General features: G+C 61.1%; 21 protein-coding genes. 4 read left to right on the top strand and 17 right to left on the bottom strand.

The annotated features are described in order from the left end of the window. Positions 1–5: 5 nt before the first annotated feature. The 10 genes from rplA to ACR3EK_RS13165 all read right to left on the bottom strand — a co-directional run bounded on the left by rplA (position 6) and on the right by ACR3EK_RS13165 (position 8,712). Complete coding sequence (rplA, locus tag ACR3EK_RS13120) at positions 6–704, bottom strand: 50S ribosomal protein L1 (protein WP_480633586.1); 699 nt, start codon at positions 702–704, stop codon at positions 6–8. 1 nt (position 705) lies between these two features. Then, positions 706–1,155, bottom strand: a complete 450-nt coding sequence (gene rplK / locus ACR3EK_RS13125; protein WP_093964340.1) for a 50S ribosomal protein L11 — start codon at positions 1,153–1,155, stop codon at positions 706–708. Positions 1,156–1,382: 227 nt separating this feature from the next. After that, positions 1,383–2,210, bottom strand: a complete 828-nt coding sequence (locus tag ACR3EK_RS13130; protein WP_480633587.1) for a DUF2189 domain-containing protein — start codon at positions 2,208–2,210, stop codon at positions 1,383–1,385. A gap of 221 nt (positions 2,211–2,431) precedes the next feature. Then, the gene (nusG, locus tag ACR3EK_RS13135; RefSeq protein ID WP_093964422.1) at positions 2,432–2,965 is read right to left on the bottom strand and encodes a transcription termination/antitermination protein NusG; all 534 of its coding nucleotides are present in this window, start codon (positions 2,963–2,965) and stop codon (positions 2,432–2,434) included. A gap of 247 nt (positions 2,966–3,212) precedes the next feature. Then, positions 3,213–3,410, bottom strand: a complete 198-nt coding sequence (gene secE / locus ACR3EK_RS13140) for a preprotein translocase subunit SecE (RefSeq protein ID WP_093964338.1) — start codon at positions 3,408–3,410, stop codon at positions 3,213–3,215. An 89-nt stretch (positions 3,411–3,499) separates the two neighbouring features. Continuing rightward, a complete protein-coding gene (gene ccoS / locus ACR3EK_RS13145; RefSeq protein WP_093964337.1) occupies positions 3,500–3,658 on the bottom strand; it encodes a cbb3-type cytochrome oxidase assembly protein CcoS in 159 nt (52 codons plus the stop codon). A gap of 5 nt (positions 3,659–3,663) precedes the next feature. Further along, positions 3,664–5,841: a heavy metal translocating P-type ATPase gene (locus ACR3EK_RS13150; RefSeq protein ID WP_480633588.1), complete on the bottom strand. Its 2,178-nt coding sequence runs from the start codon at positions 5,839–5,841 to the stop codon at positions 3,664–3,666. A 4-nt stretch (positions 5,842–5,845) separates the two neighbouring features. Continuing rightward, positions 5,846–6,304: a FixH family protein gene (locus tag ACR3EK_RS13155; protein WP_170364356.1), complete on the bottom strand. Its 459-nt coding sequence runs from the start codon at positions 6,302–6,304 to the stop codon at positions 5,846–5,848. A gap of 3 nt (positions 6,305–6,307) precedes the next feature. After that, positions 6,308–7,735 carry a cytochrome c oxidase accessory protein CcoG gene (gene ccoG, locus ACR3EK_RS13160; protein WP_170369979.1) on the bottom strand — a complete coding sequence of 476 codons (1,428 nt, stop codon included), beginning with the start codon at positions 7,733–7,735 and terminating at the stop codon, positions 6,308–6,310. Positions 7,736–7,836: 101 nt separating this feature from the next. Next, positions 7,837–8,712 carry a LysR family transcriptional regulator gene (locus ACR3EK_RS13165; RefSeq protein ID WP_170342403.1) on the bottom strand — a complete coding sequence of 292 codons (876 nt, stop codon included), beginning with the start codon at positions 8,710–8,712 and terminating at the stop codon, positions 7,837–7,839. Between the two features lie 99 nt (positions 8,713–8,811). On the opposite strand from ACR3EK_RS13165, the gene ACR3EK_RS13170 reads away from it, so the two are divergent. Next, positions 8,812–8,973, top strand: coding sequence for a hypothetical protein (locus ACR3EK_RS13170; protein WP_170342401.1), 162 nt, complete (start codon positions 8,812–8,814; stop codon positions 8,971–8,973). Between the two features lie 150 nt (positions 8,974–9,123). Here the strand turns inward: ACR3EK_RS13170 and ccoP are convergent, their stop codons facing one another. Genes ccoP through ccoN form a run of 4 tightly spaced genes read right to left on the bottom strand, consistent with a single transcriptional unit; the run spans position 9,124 to position 12,531 of the window. Then, on the bottom strand, positions 9,124–9,987 hold the full coding sequence (gene ccoP / locus ACR3EK_RS13175; protein WP_170342399.1) for a cytochrome-c oxidase, cbb3-type subunit III: 864 nt from the start codon (positions 9,985–9,987) through the stop codon (positions 9,124–9,126). Beyond that, complete coding sequence (locus tag ACR3EK_RS13180) at positions 9,984–10,169, bottom strand: cbb3-type cytochrome c oxidase subunit 3 (protein ID WP_093964331.1); 186 nt, start codon at positions 10,167–10,169, stop codon at positions 9,984–9,986. Before ACR3EK_RS13180 ends, ccoP begins: the two co-directional genes overlap by 4 nt. 11 nt (positions 10,170–10,180) lie before the next feature. Next, positions 10,181–10,909, bottom strand: coding sequence for a cytochrome-c oxidase, cbb3-type subunit II (ccoO, locus tag ACR3EK_RS13185; RefSeq protein ID WP_093964330.1), 729 nt, complete (start codon positions 10,907–10,909; stop codon positions 10,181–10,183). A 14-nt stretch (positions 10,910–10,923) separates the two neighbouring features. Then, positions 10,924–12,531 carry a cytochrome-c oxidase, cbb3-type subunit I gene (gene ccoN, locus ACR3EK_RS13190; RefSeq protein WP_093964421.1) on the bottom strand — a complete coding sequence of 536 codons (1,608 nt, stop codon included), beginning with the start codon at positions 12,529–12,531 and terminating at the stop codon, positions 10,924–10,926. Positions 12,532–12,727: 196 nt separating this feature from the next. Between ccoN and ACR3EK_RS13195 the strand changes: the two genes are divergently transcribed. Then, complete coding sequence (locus ACR3EK_RS13195) at positions 12,728–13,567, top strand: universal stress protein (RefSeq protein WP_480633589.1); 840 nt, start codon at positions 12,728–12,730, stop codon at positions 13,565–13,567. Between the two features lie 51 nt (positions 13,568–13,618). On the opposite strand, the gene ACR3EK_RS13200 is transcribed toward ACR3EK_RS13195, so the two are convergent. Continuing rightward, a complete protein-coding gene (locus tag ACR3EK_RS13200) occupies positions 13,619–13,873 on the bottom strand; it encodes a GlsB/YeaQ/YmgE family stress response membrane protein (RefSeq protein WP_093964328.1) in 255 nt (84 codons plus the stop codon). Positions 13,874–13,931: 58 nt separating this feature from the next. Beyond that, a complete protein-coding gene (locus ACR3EK_RS13205) occupies positions 13,932–15,254 on the bottom strand; it encodes an aminotransferase class I/II-fold pyridoxal phosphate-dependent enzyme (protein WP_480633590.1) in 1,323 nt (440 codons plus the stop codon). A gap of 98 nt (positions 15,255–15,352) precedes the next feature. Between ACR3EK_RS13205 and ACR3EK_RS13210 the strand changes: the two genes are divergently transcribed. Then, the gene (locus ACR3EK_RS13210) at positions 15,353–16,225 is read left to right on the top strand and encodes a LysR family transcriptional regulator (protein WP_480633591.1); all 873 of its coding nucleotides are present in this window, start codon (positions 15,353–15,355) and stop codon (positions 16,223–16,225) included. On the opposite strand, the gene fnrL is transcribed toward ACR3EK_RS13210, so the two are convergent. Beyond that, entirely contained in the window at positions 16,222–16,965 is a 744-nt protein-coding gene (fnrL, locus tag ACR3EK_RS13215; RefSeq protein WP_170360914.1) for a transcriptional regulator FnrL, read from the bottom strand. The genes ACR3EK_RS13210 and fnrL overlap by 4 nt on opposite strands. 61 nt (positions 16,966–17,026) lie before the next feature. Here fnrL and hemN point away from each other — a divergent pair, with 61 nt between their 5' ends. Next, a complete protein-coding gene (gene hemN / locus ACR3EK_RS13220; protein ID WP_170434050.1) occupies positions 17,027–18,382 on the top strand; it encodes an oxygen-independent coproporphyrinogen III oxidase in 1,356 nt (451 codons plus the stop codon). Positions 18,383–18,471: the final 89 nt, after the last annotated feature.

The raw sequence follows: 18,471 nt of genomic DNA on the forward strand, positions 1-18,471 counted from the left end.
TCGGCTTATTCGCCCGAAGCTAGCGCCACATCCACGGTCACGCCGGGGCCCATGGTCGAGCTCAGCGCGATTTTCTTCATATAGGTGCCCTTGGCACCCGACGGCTTCGCCTTGGCAACGGCCGAGATGAAGGCACGGACGTTTTCCGCCAGCTTGGCTTCGTCGAACGACGCCTTGCCAACGCCTGCGTGCACTACACCACCTTTTTCCGCCTTGAACTGGACTTCACCACCCTTGGCCGCTTCCACGGCCGCTTTCACGTCCATGGTCACGGTGCCGACCTTGGGGTTCGGCATCAGGTTGCGGGGGCCCAGAACCTTACCCAGACGACCGACGATCGGCATCATGTCCGGGGTTGCGATGCAACGGTCAAAGTCGATGTTGCCGGCCTGGATGCTTTCCATCAGGTCCTCGGCGCCGACGATGTCCGCACCGGCTTCTTTCGCCTCTTCAGCCTTGGGGCCGCGCGCGAAGACAGCAACGCGCATGTCCTTGCCGGTACCGTTCGGCAGACCGACGACGCCGCGCACCATCTGGTCTGCGTGACGGGTGTCGACGCCCAGGTTCATGGCGATTTCGATGGTTTCGTCAAACTTCGAGGTTGCGTTGGCCTTGACCAGTGCAACTGCCTCTTCGACCGACAGGTTTTCCTTGCCGGCGACGGCTTCGCGCGCTGCGCGGGTACGTTTACCGAGTTTTGCCATCTTACTTCACCTCGATGCCCATGGAACGGGCCGAGCCCAGGATGATCTTCATTGCGCCTTCGACGTCGTTGGCGTTGAGATCCTTCATTTTGGCTTCGGCGATCTCGCGCACCTGCTTGGTGGTCACGGTTGCCACGGTCTCACGGCCGGGGTTCTCCGCGCCACGGGGGCGGTTACGCTTGCCGACCGGCTTCAGACCGGCCGCCTTCTTCAGGTAGTAAGACGCGGGCGGCGTCTTGATGTCCATGGTGAAGGACTTGTCCTGATAGTAGGTGATCACGGTCGGGCACGGAGCGCCGGGCTCCATGTCTGCGGTCTTGGCGTTGAACGCCTTGCAGAATTCCATGATGTTGATGCCGCGCTGACCCAGCGCCGGACCAACTGGCGGCGACGGGTTCGCCTGACCTGCAGGAACCTGCAGCTTCATCGTACCAGCAAGCTTCTTGGCCATTTGGTTTTCCTTTCAACGTGAATGGGACGCGTCCCATCCGGATTTATGTTGCGTGGTCCGATCCGGAATCGCGATCCCTGGGATCTCCCACGAGAGAATCTCGCCCGAAGACGATAGGGGCGGCGTTTACAGGGGAACGAATGGGTTGGCAAGAGCATGCCACTGAAAACAGGATGGCTGGCGAAGCCGCGGTCTCAACGGCGTTCGTCGGCATTCAAGGGCCCTCGCTATGGGTCAGCAGTCGCCTCCGGCTGCACGGCGCGTTGGTAGAGATGCCAAGTGGTATGCCCAAGGATCGGCAACGTGAAGACTAGCCCCAGAAACGCCGGCACCAGCGACAACAGCATCGTGACCGAGATGATGGCCGCCCAGCCAAGCATGACCACAGGGCTTTCGGCGACAACGCGGAGCGATGTAAGCATGGCCGTTACGAAATCGGTGTCGCGATCCAGCAGCAAGGGCATGGCAACAACAGTCACCGAAAACAGAACGGCGGACAGAAACGCACCGACGCAGGTGCCAACAGCCAGGAAAGCCCAGCCTTGGGGGGTAAAGAACACGGTGTTCAGGAAACCGTCGAAATCCGAAAACGAGGCATTCTGCAGGATGATCGCCAACCAAAGCCGAACCTGGTAGATCCATACCCAGAAAACAAACAGCGTAACGAAGGCCATCCAGCCCATTTCCCGCTTACGCTGATTGGCCATGACCGTCAGTATTTCCGACCAGCCAAAATCCTCTCCGGCCTGAAGTCGACGCGACATCTCATAGAGGCCTGCAGCAGCGAAAGGGGCGACCAGCGGAAATCCCACGACGGCAGGAATGATCATCCAAATCTTGCCAAGCCAGACCAGGCTCCAGACCAGCAGAAACCCGAAGACGGCATAGAACAGTCCGAAAAATCCGCTCATTATGGGACGCGCCAGAAAGTCGGAAAACCCGGCCTTCAGCGAGTCGGTGATGTCGGCGGCGGTGACCGTGTTGACCACAGGCATCGTCCGCTGAGGCGGGGTCAGCTTGTCGGGTGGCGTGGGGCCTGCAGCCTTGGATGTCATGACAGAGTCCTCCCAAAGCATCACTGCGCGCAAATCCTCTGGCCCATGAGCCCGGCTGCGCAACGGTCATACCTGTACCAAGCACAAGTGTGCATCAGGCAAGGAGTTAGGGCAAGCGGCCAAGGCTGTGGCGAAACCTTACCGGCAACCACCAGAAACAGTTGCGCCGCCTGTTACGGCGGCGCGTTCGGTTCCTGCAAAGTCAGTTCCTGAAAGAAAGATCAGCTCTGCTTGGTGACCTGCGTAAAGTCCAGCTCGACCGGAGTTTCGCGCCCGAAGATCGAGACGGTAACCTTCAGCTTCTGGTTCTCGTCGTCCACGCCCTCGACCATACCGTCGAAATCCTCGAACGGGCCGTCGTTGACTTTGACCTTCTCGCCAACCTCGAAGCTGATCATCAGCTTGGGTGCTTCCTCACCTTCCTGAACACGGTTGAGGATCTGGTTCACCTCGGCGTCGCGCATCGGCATCGGGCGGCCCTGAGGACCCAGGAAACCGGTGACCCGGTTGATCGAGTTGATCAGGTGATAGCCTTGATCCGACATTTCCATGTGCACCAATACGTAGCCGGGCATGAAACGGCGTTCAGTCGTGACCTTCTTGCCCCGGCGCACCTCGATCACCTCTTCGGTGGGAACCAGAACCTCGTCGATCTCGTCCTCAAGGCCGTGCTCGGCCACCGACGTGCGGATCTGCTCTGCGATCTTCTTTTCGAAATTCGAAAGAACGCTGACCGAGTACCACCGTTTCGCCATGAACCTGTCGTCCTTGTTTGCCTTTGGCGCGCCGCGTCGGGCGGACACACCTGAATTGAAATTTTGTCGCGGTCCGGCCGCGTGTTCCGGAATAAAAAGCGGCGCGCAGTCCGAATCGCCGCACGCCCATCCCGAAAGGTCCCGCGTCAACTACTCTGACATTGCCTGCTGTGCAAGGGGGCAGTGCCGGTCGGGCGCCCGAAGCGGGCGCGTCTCGGCGCGATCCGACGGGACCCGGCAGTCGGCTTTAGCTGAACATACCCAGGATCAGTTGCAGACCGCCGCGAATGCCCAGATCCACCAGAGCAAAGAACACGGCAGTCAGAGCCGCCATGATGAACACCATGACCGTGGTCAGCAGAACCTCGCGCCGCGTCGGCCAGACGACCTTTGCAACTTCGGCACGGACTTGCTGAATGAACTGGATCGGGTTTGTGGTGGCCATTAGGCTTGGTCTCTCTGCTAGCGGATGGGCCGGACATAGCCGGGCATTGCGGCAATTTCAAGGGCCGTCGGCATCACGATTGCACCCGGTCAGGACTTGGGGCGATCATCCCACTCGTTGCTCAGAATCCGTCGGGCATCGCCTTCGGGGTCGTCATATTGGTTGCTGCGGACCGTATAGATGAACGCCACCAGCCCAACACCGCCCAACAGCAGCGAAATCGGTATCAGATAGGCCAGAACTTCCATTCGGATCACCTCAGGCGCAGAGCGTTCAGGGATACGGTAATCGACGATGTGGACATCGCCAAGGCCGCGATCAAGGGCGTCGCAAGGCCGGCAACGGCCAAAGGCACCGCGATGACATTGTAGATCGTCGCAATCTGAAAATTCTCGCGGATGCGCTGCGTCGCCCGGACAGCAGTATGGCAGGCATCGGCGATCGGCGACAGGTCATTGCCTAGCAGAACGATGTCCGAAGCTACACGGGCCGCATCCAGTGCCGAAGCCGGAGAGATCGAGGCATGGGCCGCCGCCAGCGCGGCTGTGTCGTTCAACCCGTCACCGACCATCAAAACCCGGCGGCCTTGGTCTGCCAGCTTCTGAATGTGTCCCGCCTTGTCCTGCGGCAGTGCCCGCGCGATCCAGGTCTCGATCCCCAGCTTCTCGGCCAGAGCTTTCACGGCGTTGGTCGTGTCCCCGGACATGAGGATGACGTCCTTGCCCGCATCGCGCAAAGCCGCGACCGCGTCGGCGGCGCCGGGGCGCAATGAGTCGGCAAAGCGGAACTCGACCGGGCGATCGTCCCCCACCGCCAACCAAGCCGCGGTGTAATCACCTTCCGTCGCGCCCACCCATTCGGCTCGGCCCAGCCGCACGAGTTGCCCCTGAAACTGGCCTTCGGTCCCGCGACCGGGAATCTCGGTGACGTTTTCAACCTCGGCCGGGGTATACCCCTCGGCCCGAGCGGCCCGGGTCAGGGCGACCGCCAGCGGATGCGCCGAAGCCTGTGCCAAGGCCAGAGCGATCTCGATCTCACGGCATGTGTGTTCGCCACCGTTGACCAGTTGAGGCGCGCCTGATGTGAGCGTTCCGGTCTTGTCGAACACTACGGTGTCGACCTCGGCCAACCGCTCCAACGCGGTGGCGTCCTTGATCAGCATCCCCTTGCGGAACAGCCGCCCCGAGGCTGCGGTGGTGACCGCAGGAACCGCCAACCCCAACGCACAGGGGCAGGTGATGATCAGCACAGCGGCGGCGATGTTCAGAGCTGTGCGCAGATCGCCAGAATAGATGTACCAGCCAACGAAACTGAGTGCGGACAGGATATGAACCCCGGGGGCATACAGCTTGGCCGCCTTGTCCGCCAAGGACGTATAGCGCGACCGCCCGGATTCCGCGATGGCCACAAGATCTGCCATGCGGTGCAGCGAAGTCTCTTCGCCCACCGCCGTTGCCTGAATGGTCAGCGGCCCGGTCAGGTTGACCTCACCCGCGCTGACCTGTGTTCCCGGCTGGGCAAATACCGGCAGGGTTTCACCGGTCAGCAACGACCGGTCCAACTCGGATTCACCGGTCACGATCTTGCCGTCCACCGGCATCCGCCCCCCTGGTCGCACCAGGATCAGGTCACCGACGGCCAGTTCGGCAACAGCGACCTCGCGCTCGGCCCCGTCAACAAGACGGATGGCGCGCGGCACCTCGAGGGCTGTCAGCTCCTCGGCGGCGGAGCGGGCCGCGGCACGGGTGCGGTAATCCAGATAGCGCCCCGCCAGCAGAAAGAACGTCAGCGTCAAAGCCGCATCGAAATAGGCGTGCTCACCGCTCAGCGCCGTTTCCCAAAGCGAAGTGACCAAGGCCAGCAGGATTGCCAGAACGATCGGCACGTCCATGTTCAGGCGGCGAACACGCAGTGCGCTCCACGCGTTGGCAAAAAACGGTTGGGCCGAGAACGCAATGGCCGGGAGGGCGATGGCCGCCGAAATCCAGTGAAACATGTCGCGCGTCGCGTCGGTGGCGCCGGACCAGACCGACACTGACAGCAGCATCACGTTCATCGATGCAAAGCCGGCGACTGCGAGCCGCATCAAAAGGTCTCGTCCGGCCTTGTCCGATTGCGTGGCTGACAGGGCACCTGGATCCAGCTCATGCGCCTCGTACCCGGCCCGATCGAGGACCGGGATCAGATCCGTTGCCCGAACCTCGGGCCCCGCCTTGATCAGAGCGCGCTTGAGCGTCAGGTTGACCCGCGCGTCCTGTACGCCGGGGTGCGCGTTCAACGCACGTTCGACATTGGCAATACAGGCCGAGCAATGAATGCCCGGCAGTGACAGCGCGATCTGAACGTCGACCGGAACCGGCCTAGCCGGTTCCGCCGGAGCCGCGATGCAGCCCGGACAGGCTGCGGTCCCGGATGTCACCTGCGACGACATCAGCCTAACCCTTGATGTACAACGGAATGCGCCGACTGAATTCCGCGCCGTCCGCATCGCGCGCGACGATACGAACATTCCAGTTGCCTTTTCCAAGTGTCGCCGGGGTGGAATACGCCACACCGTCAAAGGTGAAGTCCGGCGAAAAATCCTCGCGCATATGAGTCGCGCGGCCGACCACGGCCTGCAGTTCGGCCACCCGCACAGGCACGCCTTGCGCATCCGTGATGCGAAGGATCAGCAGGCCGCCCTTGGTTTCCACGTCTGCATCCCAGCCCAGAGATTGCTGCTCCTGCAGCTTTTCATTGAACTCCTGACTGGCAACGTAGGAGTTCTTGACCTCGAGCCCGGGAAATGTCGCGACTGCCTTGTAGGCCAGCACCAGATTGACGGCGATGATGACCCCGAAGGCCCCGACAAAAACCGCAAGAGCGTGCTTTCCGGTGAATTTGCGCTCGGCCATGGTTCAGTTCCCCCGCCCGTTGAACGTGGTGTCCTTGTAGGCGCGCTCGCCGCTTTGCAGGTCTTCGACCCAGATCCGGACCGGTGTCGTTTCCGCCGTTGCGGGCGCTGTATCTTTCGCGGCAACGATGTAGACCCGGGTCAACTGCGCCGTGTCCGCAGTTACGTTTACCGTATCCAGTTCCGTTCCTTCAATCTGAACCTGCAGACTTGGATCGCCGACCAGGGACAGTTTGAACAGGCGGTCTTCGCCATGCTTGTTCCGCAACCGCACGTCGTAGGTGTTGCGGATCGAACCGTCGGACATGGTCACGAATGTCGGATTGCGCACCGGCGCCACCGTCAGATCGATATCCGACCGGATGAACAACGCAAACAGCAGGCCAAAACCCACCAGCGACCAAAGCGCGGTATACATGATCGTCCGGGGCCGCAGGATGTGTTTCCACACGTTCTTGGGAGGCTGGCCAGCGCGTTCACGCGTTTCATCGCTGAGCGCCATATAGTCGATCAGACCGCGCGGCTTGCCGATCTTGGCCATCATGTCGTCGCAGGCATCGATGCACAGCGCGCAGGTTATGCACTCCAGCTGTTGGCCATCACGGATGTCGATCCCGACCGGGCAGACATTGACGCAGGCCATGCAATCGATGCAGTCGCCCAGTTCAGAGTCGGCCGTCCGTTTGCCCTTGCCGCGCGGCTCGCCCCGCCATTCTCGGTAGCCAACCACCAGCGTGTCCTCGTCCATCATCGCCGCCTGAATTCGCGGCCACGGACAGGCATAGATGCAGATCTGCTCGCGCGCGAACCCGCCGAAGAAAAAGGTCGTGCCGGTCAGAACCAGCATGGTGGTATAGGCGATCGGATGCGCGTTGCCGGTCACAAGGTCCCGCGCCAGGGTCGGCGCATCCGCGAAATAGAACACCCAGGCCCCGCCGGTCGCCAGACCGATCAGAAACCAGACCACCCATTTGGTCAATCGCAGGCGGGCCTTGCGGAAATCCAGCTTCTTCTGACGATGAAGGCGCAGGCGGGCGTTTCGATCGCCTTCGATCCAGCGCTCGACCAGAATGAAAAGGTCGGTCCAAACCGTCTGTGGGCAGGCATAGCCGCACCACACCCGCCCCAAGGCCGACGTAAACAGGAACAGGCCCAAGCCGGCCATGATCAGCAGACCGGCCACAAAGTAGAATTCGTGTGGCCAGATCTCGATCCAGAAGAAGTAAAAGCGGCGGTTCGCAAGATCCAGCAGCACCGCCTGATCCGGAAGGCTGGGGCCCCTATCCCATCGGATCCACGGCGTCACATAGTAGATGCCAAGCGTGACGGCCATTATGATCCATTTGAGGTTCCGAAACTTGCCGGAAACGCGCCGTGGAAAGATCGGTTCCCTTGCGGCGTAAAGGCTGGGGGCTGGGGTGTGATCGCTCACGGCATGGCTCCGGATCTTGCTGTTGGTCGGGCGACTTGTTCCAGATCATACACCGGACAACTTTGACATGGGTCAAAAGCGCATCGCACAGACACCTTTTGTCACACCTGGTTCGCTTGGCGTTTCAACCACCCGACGAATGTCTTCACCGCCTTTCTTTGCGGCGTTTGCGCCGTCACAATGTGGTAGCCTCGGGCGTCCGGTGCGACATGAAGTTCAACTAGTCTTCCGGCCACGATATCACGTTCGACGAAATGTCGCACCGTCACCGTGACCCCCTGCCCCGCGCGCACGCCCTCAAGGACCAGATTGCCCGGCAAACTGGTCCGTCCGGCGCCGGGGTCCATAGCCGCCCCATGTTGTGCCAGCCATGTGCTGGCTTCGGTCGTGCCCACCTCTTCCAGCCACGGCAAACGGGCCAGATCAGCCGGCGACCACTCGGACCTGGACCCTAAGAGACTGGGCGCGGCAACGATGACCATCGGGGTTTTCAACAACATCTCGGATCGGACGCCCGGCCAACCGCCTGCCCCGTATCGAATCGCGACATCCACCCCGCCGGGGCGCAGATCGACCAGTTCCGGTGACGGATCCAAGGTCAGATCGATCCCAGGGTGATCCGACCGGAAAATCGGCAACCGCGGCATCAGCCATGAAGCAGCAAATGAGGAGGTCAGCGAAACGTGCACCGGCCGATCCTCGCCCGCGTTCACCAAGTCCGAAACCGCCGCATGGATGGCGCCAAACCCCAGCTGAACGCTGCGCGCCAGGTGTTCGCCATCCGACGTCAGGACCAGCGTCTTGCCCGACCGGTCCAACAGGGTCACGCCCATATGCGCCTCAAGCGCGCGCAACTGCTGGCTTATGGCGGCATGACTTACATTCAACGCATCGCCAGCCTTGACGATGTTTCTGTGCTCGGCGAATGCAGCGAAAGCCCGTAGCGCCGATAGTGGCGGAAGGTTCAGCCAGTCCATATGTAACCTTTGCTTACATGTGAACACGGTAATTGAGTCGCAAATATCCGGTCAAGAGCCGATGCTGGAACCTGAGTTCAACGCATCAGGAGAAAGACCATGCTGAACATCTACGCTGCTTCCTTCATGACCGCCACGCGGTTGAACGCACCCAAGCTGCGCGACGCGCCCAAACCGAATGCGCCAAAAAGGAAAAAATGGCTGCCCGCCGGACACTGGTGGGTCAGCAAGAGCCGCGAGTTGGATCCGCGCAACCTTTAGGATCAGTTTGCGTGCCCGCGCTGGACCGGGGCCATTGTCGGCACTATTTTCGGAAAATGCGGTGCCGGCTGTTCAGGAAACGCGCGAACAGATGGAACAGCCGGCACCTGGGCCTTCGGGCGGCACGCCGCCCGAAGGTGTTCCTGGATTTTATTGACCGCCACCCAACTGGTGGACATAGGCCGACACGGCGCGGATCTGCGCTTCGGTCAGACGCGTGTCCCAGGGGGGCATGACGCCAAACCGGCTGTAGGTCACCGTTTCGGTCAGCGTTTTCTCATCGCCGCCATACAGCCAGATCGCATCCGTCAGGTTCGGTGCGCCCTGCGCGATATCGCCCTTGCCGTCTTCACCGTGACAGGCCGCGCAATTGTCCTCGTAGACAACCTTGCCCGCCTGCGCCGCAGCATCGTCGGTTTGGGCGTTGGTCAGCGACATCACATATTGCACGACCTGGGTGATTTCCTCGGGCTCGAGGATCTCGCCGAACGCCGGCATTTCGGAGTAGCGCGCGTCGTCGCTTTCTTCGTTGCGAATGCCGTAGCTGACCGTTGTGACGATGTCATCCAAGGTGCCGCCCCACAGCCAGGCGTCGTCCAGAAGGTTCGGGAAACCTTTCGCACCCTGCGCGCCCGAACCGTGGCACTGCGCGCACCAGGTGCGGAACACGGCGCCACCGGCGTTGACCGCATATTGCTGCAGCTCGGCATCCTTGGCGATGTCATCCAGCGGTGTCTCGACCAGCTTGGCGTTCCACGGAGCGTTGGCCTCTTCGAACGAAACCATCTCCTTCTGCACCAGCTCGCGCGAAGACCAGCCAAGCACACCGGCGGTTGCGGATTGCACCAGCGGCCACGCCGGATACATGATCGTGTAGATCACACCCCAGAAGATGGTCGCGTAAAAGGTCCACAACCACCAACGCGGCATCGGGTTGTCGAATTCCTCGATGCCATCCCAGCTGTGACCGGTCGTCTTGGGATCACCCGGCTGTTTTTCAGGTGTCTTGCTCATTTCCGCGCCTCCTCGGATGTGGCGGGTTTGTCTTGATGCCGGAACGGGATGTTTGCGGTGTCCTTGTATTCCTTGCTGGCACCGGGGCGGAACACCCAGATGACGATGCCGACAAAGAAGGCGAACAACAGAAGCAGCATCCAGCTATCCGCGAATTGCCTCAGGATCGTGTATTCTTCCATCACACCCTCCTTTAGCGGCTTGCATCCGGGGTGAAGGTCGAGAAGTCGACCAGCGTTCCCAGCATCTGCAGATATGCAACCAACGCATCGGCTTCGGTCAGTTCCGGCTGACCATCGAAGTTGCGCACGTTGACGTTTTCGCCATAACGCTCCAGCAGCCCGTCATAGTCGCTGTCCGGATCGGCCTGCGCCCGGAAATCGGCAACTGCGTTTTCCAGCATCTCGTCTGTGTAAGGCGTGCCCAAAACCGCATTGGTTGCCATGATGTCACCGATATACCGGCCGTCGATCTTGCGGTTTTCCAGGAAGCCGTATTTCGGCATCACGGATTCCGGCACCACCGATTGCGGATCACGCAGATGGTCCACGTGCCATTGATCCGAGTAGCGGCCACCCACACGGGCCAGATCGGGCCCGGTGCGCTTGGACCCCCACTGGAACGGGTGGTCGTACATCGACTCGGCCGCCAGCGAGTAGTGGCCATAACGCTCGACCTCGTCCCGCATCGGGCGGATCATCTGACTGTGGCAGACATAGCAGCCTTCGCGGATGTAGATCTCACGCCCCGCCATCTCGAGAGGGGTGTAGGGGCGCATTCCCTCCACCTTCTCGATTGTATTCTCAAGGTAGAACAGCGGAGTGATCTGAACGATGCCACCGATGGTCACGACCAGGAAGCTGAAGATCAGCAGGAGGGTCGCGTTGGTCTCGAGGATCTTGTGTTTGTCGAGAATTGCCATTGCTCCGGCCCTCCTTATTCAGCCGGGACCGCGACGGTCAGGCTGGCCTCTTTGGCCGGGGCCCGCCGGACGGTCATCCACAGGTTGTAGCACATGATCAGCGCACCAGCGACGAACAGAACACCGCCCAGCGCACGCACCACATACATCGGGAACTTGGCCGCCACGGTGTCGGCGAACGAGTTCACCAGGAAGCCGTTGGCATCCACTTCGCGCCACATCAGGCCTTCCATGATACCGGTGACCCACATCGACGCGGCGTAGAGCACGATACCGATGGTGGCGAGCCAGAAGTGCCAGCTGACCATCTGCAGCGAGTACAGACGTTCACGTTTCCAAAGAACCGGCACCAGGAAGTACAGCGCACCAAAGGTGATCATGCCGTTCCAGCCCAGCGCGCCGGAATGTACGTGACCAATGGTCCAGTCAGTGTAGTGCGACAGCGAGTTCACCGCGCGGATCGACATCATCGGACCTTCGAAGGTGGACATGCCGTAGAAACCGACCGAGATGACCATCATGCGGATGACCGGGTCGGTACGCAGCTTGTCCCAAGCGCCCGACAGGGTCATCAGGCCGTTGATCATGCCACCCCACGAAGGCATCCACAGCACGACCGAGAACACCATGCCCAGCGTCGAGGCCCAGTCAGGCAGCGCGGTGTAGTGCAGGTGGTGCGGACCAGCCCAGATATACAGGAAGATCAGCGCCCAGAAGTGGATGATCGACAGTTTGTAGCTGAAGACCGGGCGTTCGGCCTGCTTGGGAATGAAGTAATACATCATGCCCAGGAAGCCCGCGGTCAGGAAGAAGCCCACGGCGTTGTGCCCATACCACCACTGGATCATGGCATCCTGCACACCAGACCAGACGATGACCGATTTCGAACCCCAGATGCTGACCGGAATGGTCATGTTGTTGACCAGGTGCAGCATCGCGACGGTAACGATGAACGCCAGGTAGAACCAGTTCGCCACATAGATGTGGGGCTCTTTCCGCTTGACGATCGTCCCCAGGAACACGGCCAGATAGGCCACCCAGACGATGGTCAGCCACAGGTCCACATACCATTCAGGCTCGGCATATTCCTTGGACTGGGTCCCGCCCAGCACATAGCCGGTCGCGGCAAGAACGATGAACAGCTGATAGCCCCAGAACACGAACCAGGCCAGGTTGCCGCCCCACAGACGCGCGGCGCTCGTGCGCTGCACGACATAGAAGGATGTGGCGATCAGGGCGTTGCCGCCAAACGCGAAAATAACCGCTGATGTGTGCAGCGGGCGCAACCGGCCAAAGTTCAGAAGCCCTTGCGCCCATTCGAAGTTCAGCACCGGAAAGGCCAGCTGGAACGCGATGAAGGTTCCCACCAGGAACCCTACGACACCCCAAAAAGCGGTTGCGATCACGCCATAGCGGATCACGCCATCCATGTACTCACCCGAACGATCGACAAGAATATCCGGCTCATCCGTGTTTCGCAGCGTCCAGATGAACAGGCCACCGGCGATGAGCATCACCAGTATCGCGTGCACCTGATACGCCAAATCCCGCGCATAGTTGGATCCGATCGCTGCGAACAGCACGACCAGACCAAGCGCGATCAGCTTGATGTAATTCGACATATTGCGTCCCTTTGCCATGCTCCGGGCGATTCTTGTGCCGCATAGAGCTTTCGTTGACTGGTTGCTGTATGATCCATGCACAACCAATGCTGCTTTGATCTGCATCAAGACAATAGCCTGAAAACTGTGACAGGCATAAGCAAATGAATGGGTTACCTGGTCGCACAGGTTTCAGAACCCGAAACACGAGGTCGAAATGGCTTATAAATCTCTTCTCACCGTCATGACGGAAACCAATTTTGCCAAGCCGGCTCTGGCCCAGTTGGTCGCCTTGGCCGAAGCGCAAGACGGCCATGCCGAAGCGCTGTGCCTCGGTGTCGACCGTAGCCAGACCGGCTACTACTACGCGGGCGCAAACGCCCTGATCCTTCAGGAGACCTTGAAGCGTGCAAATGCCGAGGCCGATGAAGTGCTTGCCTTTGCCGAGGATTTCCTGGGCAAGTCAGGCGTACGCTGGTCCGCTGAAAACGGCGTGGCGCAGATCGCCGACTTGGGTCGGCACGTCGCACATCGGGCCCGTTTCTCGGACCTTGTCGTTCTGCCGCAGCCCTATGGCAAAGATCGCGGCGCCGAGGCCGAACCGATCATCGAAGCCGCCATGTTCGAGGGTCACGCCCCGGTTCTGGTGGTCCCGGATGACGCGAAACCATTCGCAAGCCCTCGGACAGTGCTGATCGGCTGGAATGAGAGTGTCGAGGCGATGAATGCCATTCGGCGCGCGCTGCCGTTCCTGCGAGCGGCCGAACTGACCCGGATCGTTGTGATCGATCCGCCGCGTCACGGCCCTGATCGCTCGGACCCGGGCGGTATGCTGTCGCAAATGCTGTCCCGCCATGGCGTGAAATGCGAAATCGACGTGCTGAGCAAGACGATGACACGTGTGTCCGACATTCTGAACCGTCACGCCGCAGACGTCGAAGCCGACATGATCGTGATGGGCGCCTATGGTCACTCGCGGTTCCGCGAGGCCATTCTGGGCGGTGCGACCCGGAACATGTTGGAACAGTCCTCGGTTCCGGTTTTCCTGGCCCACTGAACTGCGGGCACGGCAAAAGGAATATCCGCCCCAGACGGGGCGGTTATTTCGTCAGACCTTTTTGACCAAACCGATCAGGAACAGAAGGATGACGGCTCCGATCGTTGCAAAGAAAATCGACGACACCATACCGCCGCCGACGGAAAACCCGAGTGCGGGAAAAATCGTTCCGGCGAGAAAAGCGCCAACGATCCCGACGATGATGTTCCCGATCACGCCAAAGCCGCGGCCCTTCATGATCCTGCCCGACAACCAGCCCGCGATCGCGCCGATGATCAGCATTGCCAATAGGCTACTGAATTCCATGCCTTGCTCCTGAATATTGTTTCACGCAAAGGCATTAGAACACGGCCGGGCCGTTGGGTCACGCACGAACGTAGTGCATCCCCTGGAACCCGGATCGCAGATCCCGCACCTTGGGCGCGACCGATGCGGGATCATCCGCAGACAGCGCCTCGGCGAACAGGGCCACAAGTTCGCTGGCATGTTCGGGCGTCACGCCCCGCCGGACCAATTCGGGCGTTCCGATCCGCAATCCGTTCATGTCACCCGCAACCGGGGCGATCGGCAAACCGATACCACATGCCAGGAACCCAGCCCGCCGCAGGTGTTTTGACACCGCCTGCCCGCCCCCATAGTCGGCGGCCTTCAGCGCGAATTGGTGCGAGGTGGTGGCTCCACCAGCCCCTTTGAACACTGGCAATCCCTGATCTTCCATCTTGCTGGCCATTGCCTGCGCAAGATCGATCATCGCTTGTCCATAGGCCGGCCCGAAGTCGACCCAGTCCAGCAATGAGATTGCCAGAGCCGCCGATTTCGCGGCATCGAAATTGGCCGTCATTCCGGGAAATGCAATGGCGTCCAGCCGTTCGGCAATTTCGGCGTCGTTGGTGACGATCAGCCCACCCGCCGGGCCGCCCAGGCTTTTGTAGGTGCTCATCGTCATCAGATGCGCGCCTTCATCCAACGGATTCGCCCAAGCCCCGCTGGCGATGATCCCGCATTGGTGGGCCGCATCGAACAGAACCTTGGCCCCGATTTCGTCGGCAATTTCGCGCACGGCCGACACAGGATGCGGAAACAGGTTCAGCGAGCCACCGACGGTGATCAACCGGGGCCGGTGCGTTCTGGCCATGTCGCGCAGAGCGGCCAGATCCAGACTGTACCCGTCCGCATCCACTGGTGAATTGACCGTTTGCAGACCATAAAGCCCTGCGCAGCCACCCTCATGGTGGGTGACATGCCCGCCGATCGCGGCCGGAGGCGCGATGATCGTATCGCCCGGCCGTGTCAGAGCCATGAAGCCATACAGATTGGCCAAGGCGCCGGATGCCACTCGGATTTCGGCGTATCGCGCGTTGAACACGCGGGCCGCAAGCTCGGCCGCGATCACCTCGATCTCCTCGATGGCCTCGAGACCCATCTCGTATTTGTCGCCCGGATAGCCCAAAGATGGACGACTGCCCAGACCCGCGGCCAGTGCTGCCTCGGCCCTTGGATTCATGACATTTGTCGCCGGATTCAGATTGAAACACTCGGCATCATGAATATCCGAGTTTCGCGCTATCAGCGCGTCGATCCGGGCCTCAATCGCCTCCGAGCTGCTGTCGGAAACCTTCCGGGCGATGGTCTGAACAAGGTTTTCGCAGTGGCCCGGAACCCAGGCACGGTGAGCAAGGTGCTGCATCTGATCCTCCGTCTTCGCGGCCAACGATGCAAAGATCCTGACTTGCGCGCAAATCAGTTTTGCGAAAAATTAGGGTCAGAAAAATTGAGCCTAAATCCATGCCCGTTGCTCCACCGCGCCCCAAGCCCCTGCCCCTGAACGCGCTGCGTGCGTTCGAGGCCGCAGCCCGCCTGGGAGGATTCTCGGCCGCGGCTACGGAACTTGGCGTCAGCGCAGGCGCGGTGTCAGCCCATGTCAAAACGTTGGAAGACGAACTGGGTGCGCCCCTTTTCGAGCGCACCGCAAGAGGCGTTGCCCTGACCGCGCTGGGACAGAAGGCATTGCCGGACCTGACCAAGGCCTTCGACACCTTGGGGCAAGCCACATTGGCCATGCGCGCCCAGGCACAGTCGCAGGTGGTGCATATCGTGACGCTGCCCTCGATTGCACAGCTGTGGCTGTCGCCAAGGTTGCCCGAACTTCGAGCCGCAGAGCCGGAAATCGAAGTTTCGCTCACGGCCGAGGAAACCCCGCCCAACCTCAAGCGCGCGCCCTTCGACATCTACCTGTTTTTTGGCGGAGATTTGGGGGACCCCATCGCCGAAGACGCCATCTTTCCGATTTGCGCGCCGGCCTTGGCGCGTCGCCTGACTACGCCCGAGGACTTGGCGAATGTGACCTGCCTGTCCGACTCTACCTGGTTCGACGATTGGCGAACCTGGGTGGCCGCGGCGCGACCCGGATGGGCGTTCACACCCCGCGGGCCGGTTTTCTCTTTGTACGCGCTGGCCGTCGAAGAAGCGCTGAACGGTGCGGGTGTGTTGATGGGACACAAGGCGCTGGTTCAGCCGCATCTGGACAGCGGTCGACTGGTGGCTCCGTTCGAAACGGTGGTCACTCTTCCCGACAGGCTCAAGCTGTGGTCGCCACGTGCCGTCCGATCGCAGACACCGGTCGGGTGCGTCGTCGAGTGGCTCAGAAAAACCGCTTAGACCAGAAACCCGCCGTCCGAATCATCCCCGGCCTCTTCCATCAGGCGGCCGATATCCGGAACGGTCACGTGGCGCTTGCCCTGCAGCAGGATCACTTCATCCTTTTTAAGCGCAGAAATCTGACGGCTGACTGTCTCCAGTGTCAGACCAAGGTAGTCGGCCATCGCCTCGCGGGTCAGCGGCAGGTCGAAGACGATGGGGCCGGATGAGCCCTTCTGGCTGGCAGACGCATCCCGGCGCGCGATGATCGACAGCAGGCTGGCGATCTTCTCTCGCGCGGTCTTGCGGCCAAGAACAAGCATCCATTCACGCGCCGCGTCCAACTCGTCCAACGTCATCTGCAGCAAGCGGTGGGCAATATGCGGCGTGCTGCCCATGAGGTCCTCGAACGGTTTCTTGCGGAAACAGCACATGACCACGTCAGTGGTCGCTTGAACGTCATAAGGCGCCGAGTCGCGCCCCGGCCGCCCTACGAAGTCGCTGGGCAGCAGCAGGCCCACCATCTGGGTGCGCCCGTCCTCCATGGTTTGGGTCAGAGACGCGATCCCGGACACAACCGAGCCTACGAAATTCATCTGATCGCCCGACCAGATGATCGTCTGACCGGCCTCGAAGCTGCGGTAATACTTGATTTCTTCCAACGCGACCAACTCGTCCGCATCGCAGCGCGCGCAGACGGCTCGATGCCGAATTGGGCAATCTTCGCAATTGGAGTGGTCAACGAGGGTATTAAGTGTCATGCGCGCGTCCACTTGATCTCGGTCAAGGTTTTCTGGTCGTCGAGCCTATACCGGTGTCGTCATGATAGTAAAACCTCAATTGGCAAAGCTCGGACTATTTGACGCGAAGGTACCGCGTTATACCAGCTATCCGACCGCCCCCCACTTCAGCAATGACGTGGGGCCCGACATGTTCAGCGACTGGATTTCCGCCATCCGGCCGGGCAGTTCGATCTCGCTCTATGTCCATGTGCCGTTCTGTCGCCGGCTGTGCTGGTTCTGCGCCTGCCGCACTCAGGGCACCCAGACCGACAACCCCGTCATCGCCTATGTCGATGTCCTCAAGGCCGAGCTGGACTTGCTGGCCGCGCGCCTGCCCAGCGGGGTGACCCTGTCGCGCCTGCACTGGGGCGGGGGTACGCCCACGCTGCTGAACCCCGACCTGATGCGTGAACTGGCTGCGCATATTCTGGGCATCGTCCCACTTGGACCCAACGCGGAATTCTCGGTCGAGATCGACCCCAACGAGGTGGATGCCGCTCGACTGGATGCGCTGGCCGAAGCCGGGATGAACCGCGCCTCGATCGGGGTTCAGGATTTCGACGACGAGATCCAGAAGACCATCGGGCGCATCCAGAGCTATGACACCACCCGCGAGGCGATCGACATGATCCGCGAGCGCGGTGTGCCCAGCCTGAACGCCGACATCCTGTACGGACTGCCGCACCAGACCAAGGCGCGGATGACCGAAAGCGTGCAGAAGCTGCTGTCCCTCAACCCCGACCGGGTGGCCCTGTATGGCTACGCGCATGTGCCGTGGATGGCGAAACGCCAGCAGCTGATCCCGTCCGACGCCCTTCCGACGCCGGAACAGCGGCTTGATCTGTTCGACACCGCGCGCCGTCTGTTCCTGTGGGACAATTACGAAGAAATCGGCATCGATCATTTCGCCACCAAGGATGACGGGCTGACCCACGCGCTGAAGGCCGGGCGGCTGAAACGCAACTTCCAGGGCTATACCGACGACCAGGCCGAGGTTCTGATTGGCGTCGGCGCCAGTTCGATCTCGCGCTTCCCGCAGGGCTATGCGCAGAATGCACCGGCCACGTCGGCCCATACCAAAGCGGTGCGCGATGGCCGGTTCTCGACCTCGCGCGGGCATCTGTTCAAGGATCAGGACATTCTGCGCGCCCGCCTGATCGAGGCCCTGATGTGCGACTTCCGCATCGAAACGGCCGAGATCCTGCGCGACCACGACATCTCGGCGGCCGAGCTGAAGGCGATGTACCAGCGCGCCAATGACGCCTTCGACGGGTTGTTGCAAATCACCGATGACGGGCTGTTCATCCCGCCCGAAGCGCGCGCCTTGGCTCGGATGATCGCCCGGACCTTCGACGCTTATGACCTGAGCAAGGCAGGCCACAGTTCGGCGATCTGACGACGGGCGACAGGCCGCAAGCCGGCCAGTCGCCACAATGCAAAAAAGCGGGGGGTTGACGCGCGCGGGGGGTTTTCCCCACACTCGGA

It is taken from the genome of Ruegeria sp. BC8, assembly GCF_056535705.1.

Coding starts and splice junctions, on each gene's coding strand:
- rplA (WP_480633586.1), bottom strand. CDS start 704: ATGGCAAAACTCGGTAAACGTACCCGCGCAGCGCGCGAAGCCGTCGCC.
- rplK (WP_093964340.1), bottom strand. CDS start 1,155: ATGGCCAAGAAGCTTGCTGGTACGATGAAGCTGCAGGTTCCTGCAGGT.
- ACR3EK_RS13130 (WP_480633587.1), bottom strand. CDS start 2,210: ATGACATCCAAGGCTGCAGGCCCCACGCCACCCGACAAGCTGACCCCG.
- nusG (WP_093964422.1), bottom strand. CDS start 2,965: ATGGCGAAACGGTGGTACTCGGTCAGCGTTCTTTCGAATTTCGAAAAG.
- secE (WP_093964338.1), bottom strand. CDS start 3,410: ATGGCCACCACAAACCCGATCCAGTTCATTCAGCAAGTCCGTGCCGAA.
- ccoS (WP_093964337.1), bottom strand. CDS start 3,658: ATGGAAGTTCTGGCCTATCTGATACCGATTTCGCTGCTGTTGGGCGGT.
- ACR3EK_RS13150 (WP_480633588.1), bottom strand. CDS start 5,841: ATGTCGTCGCAGGTGACATCCGGGACCGCAGCCTGTCCGGGCTGCATC.
- ACR3EK_RS13155 (WP_170364356.1), bottom strand. CDS start 6,304: ATGGCCGAGCGCAAATTCACCGGAAAGCACGCTCTTGCGGTTTTTGTC.
- ACR3EK_RS13165 (WP_170342403.1), bottom strand. CDS start 8,712: ATGGACTGGCTGAACCTTCCGCCACTATCGGCGCTACGGGCTTTCGCT.
- ACR3EK_RS13170 (WP_170342401.1), top strand. CDS start 8,812: ATGCTGAACATCTACGCTGCTTCCTTCATGACCGCCACGCGGTTGAAC.
- ccoP (WP_170342399.1), bottom strand. CDS start 9,987: ATGAGCAAGACACCTGAAAAACAGCCGGGTGATCCCAAGACGACCGGT.
- ACR3EK_RS13180 (WP_093964331.1), bottom strand. CDS start 10,169: ATGGAAGAATACACGATCCTGAGGCAATTCGCGGATAGCTGGATGCTG.
- ccoO (WP_093964330.1), bottom strand. CDS start 10,909: ATGGCAATTCTCGACAAACACAAGATCCTCGAGACCAACGCGACCCTC.
- ccoN (WP_093964421.1), bottom strand. CDS start 12,531: ATGTCGAATTACATCAAGCTGATCGCGCTTGGTCTGGTCGTGCTGTTC.
- ACR3EK_RS13195 (WP_480633589.1), top strand. CDS start 12,728: ATGGCTTATAAATCTCTTCTCACCGTCATGACGGAAACCAATTTTGCC.
- ACR3EK_RS13200 (WP_093964328.1), bottom strand. CDS start 13,873: ATGGAATTCAGTAGCCTATTGGCAATGCTGATCATCGGCGCGATCGCG.
- ACR3EK_RS13205 (WP_480633590.1), bottom strand. CDS start 15,254: ATGCAGCACCTTGCTCACCGTGCCTGGGTTCCGGGCCACTGCGAAAAC.
- ACR3EK_RS13210 (WP_480633591.1), top strand. CDS start 15,353: ATGCCCGTTGCTCCACCGCGCCCCAAGCCCCTGCCCCTGAACGCGCTG.
- fnrL (WP_170360914.1), bottom strand. CDS start 16,965: ATGACACTTAATACCCTCGTTGACCACTCCAATTGCGAAGATTGCCCA.
- hemN (WP_170434050.1), top strand. CDS start 17,027: ATGATAGTAAAACCTCAATTGGCAAAGCTCGGACTATTTGACGCGAAG.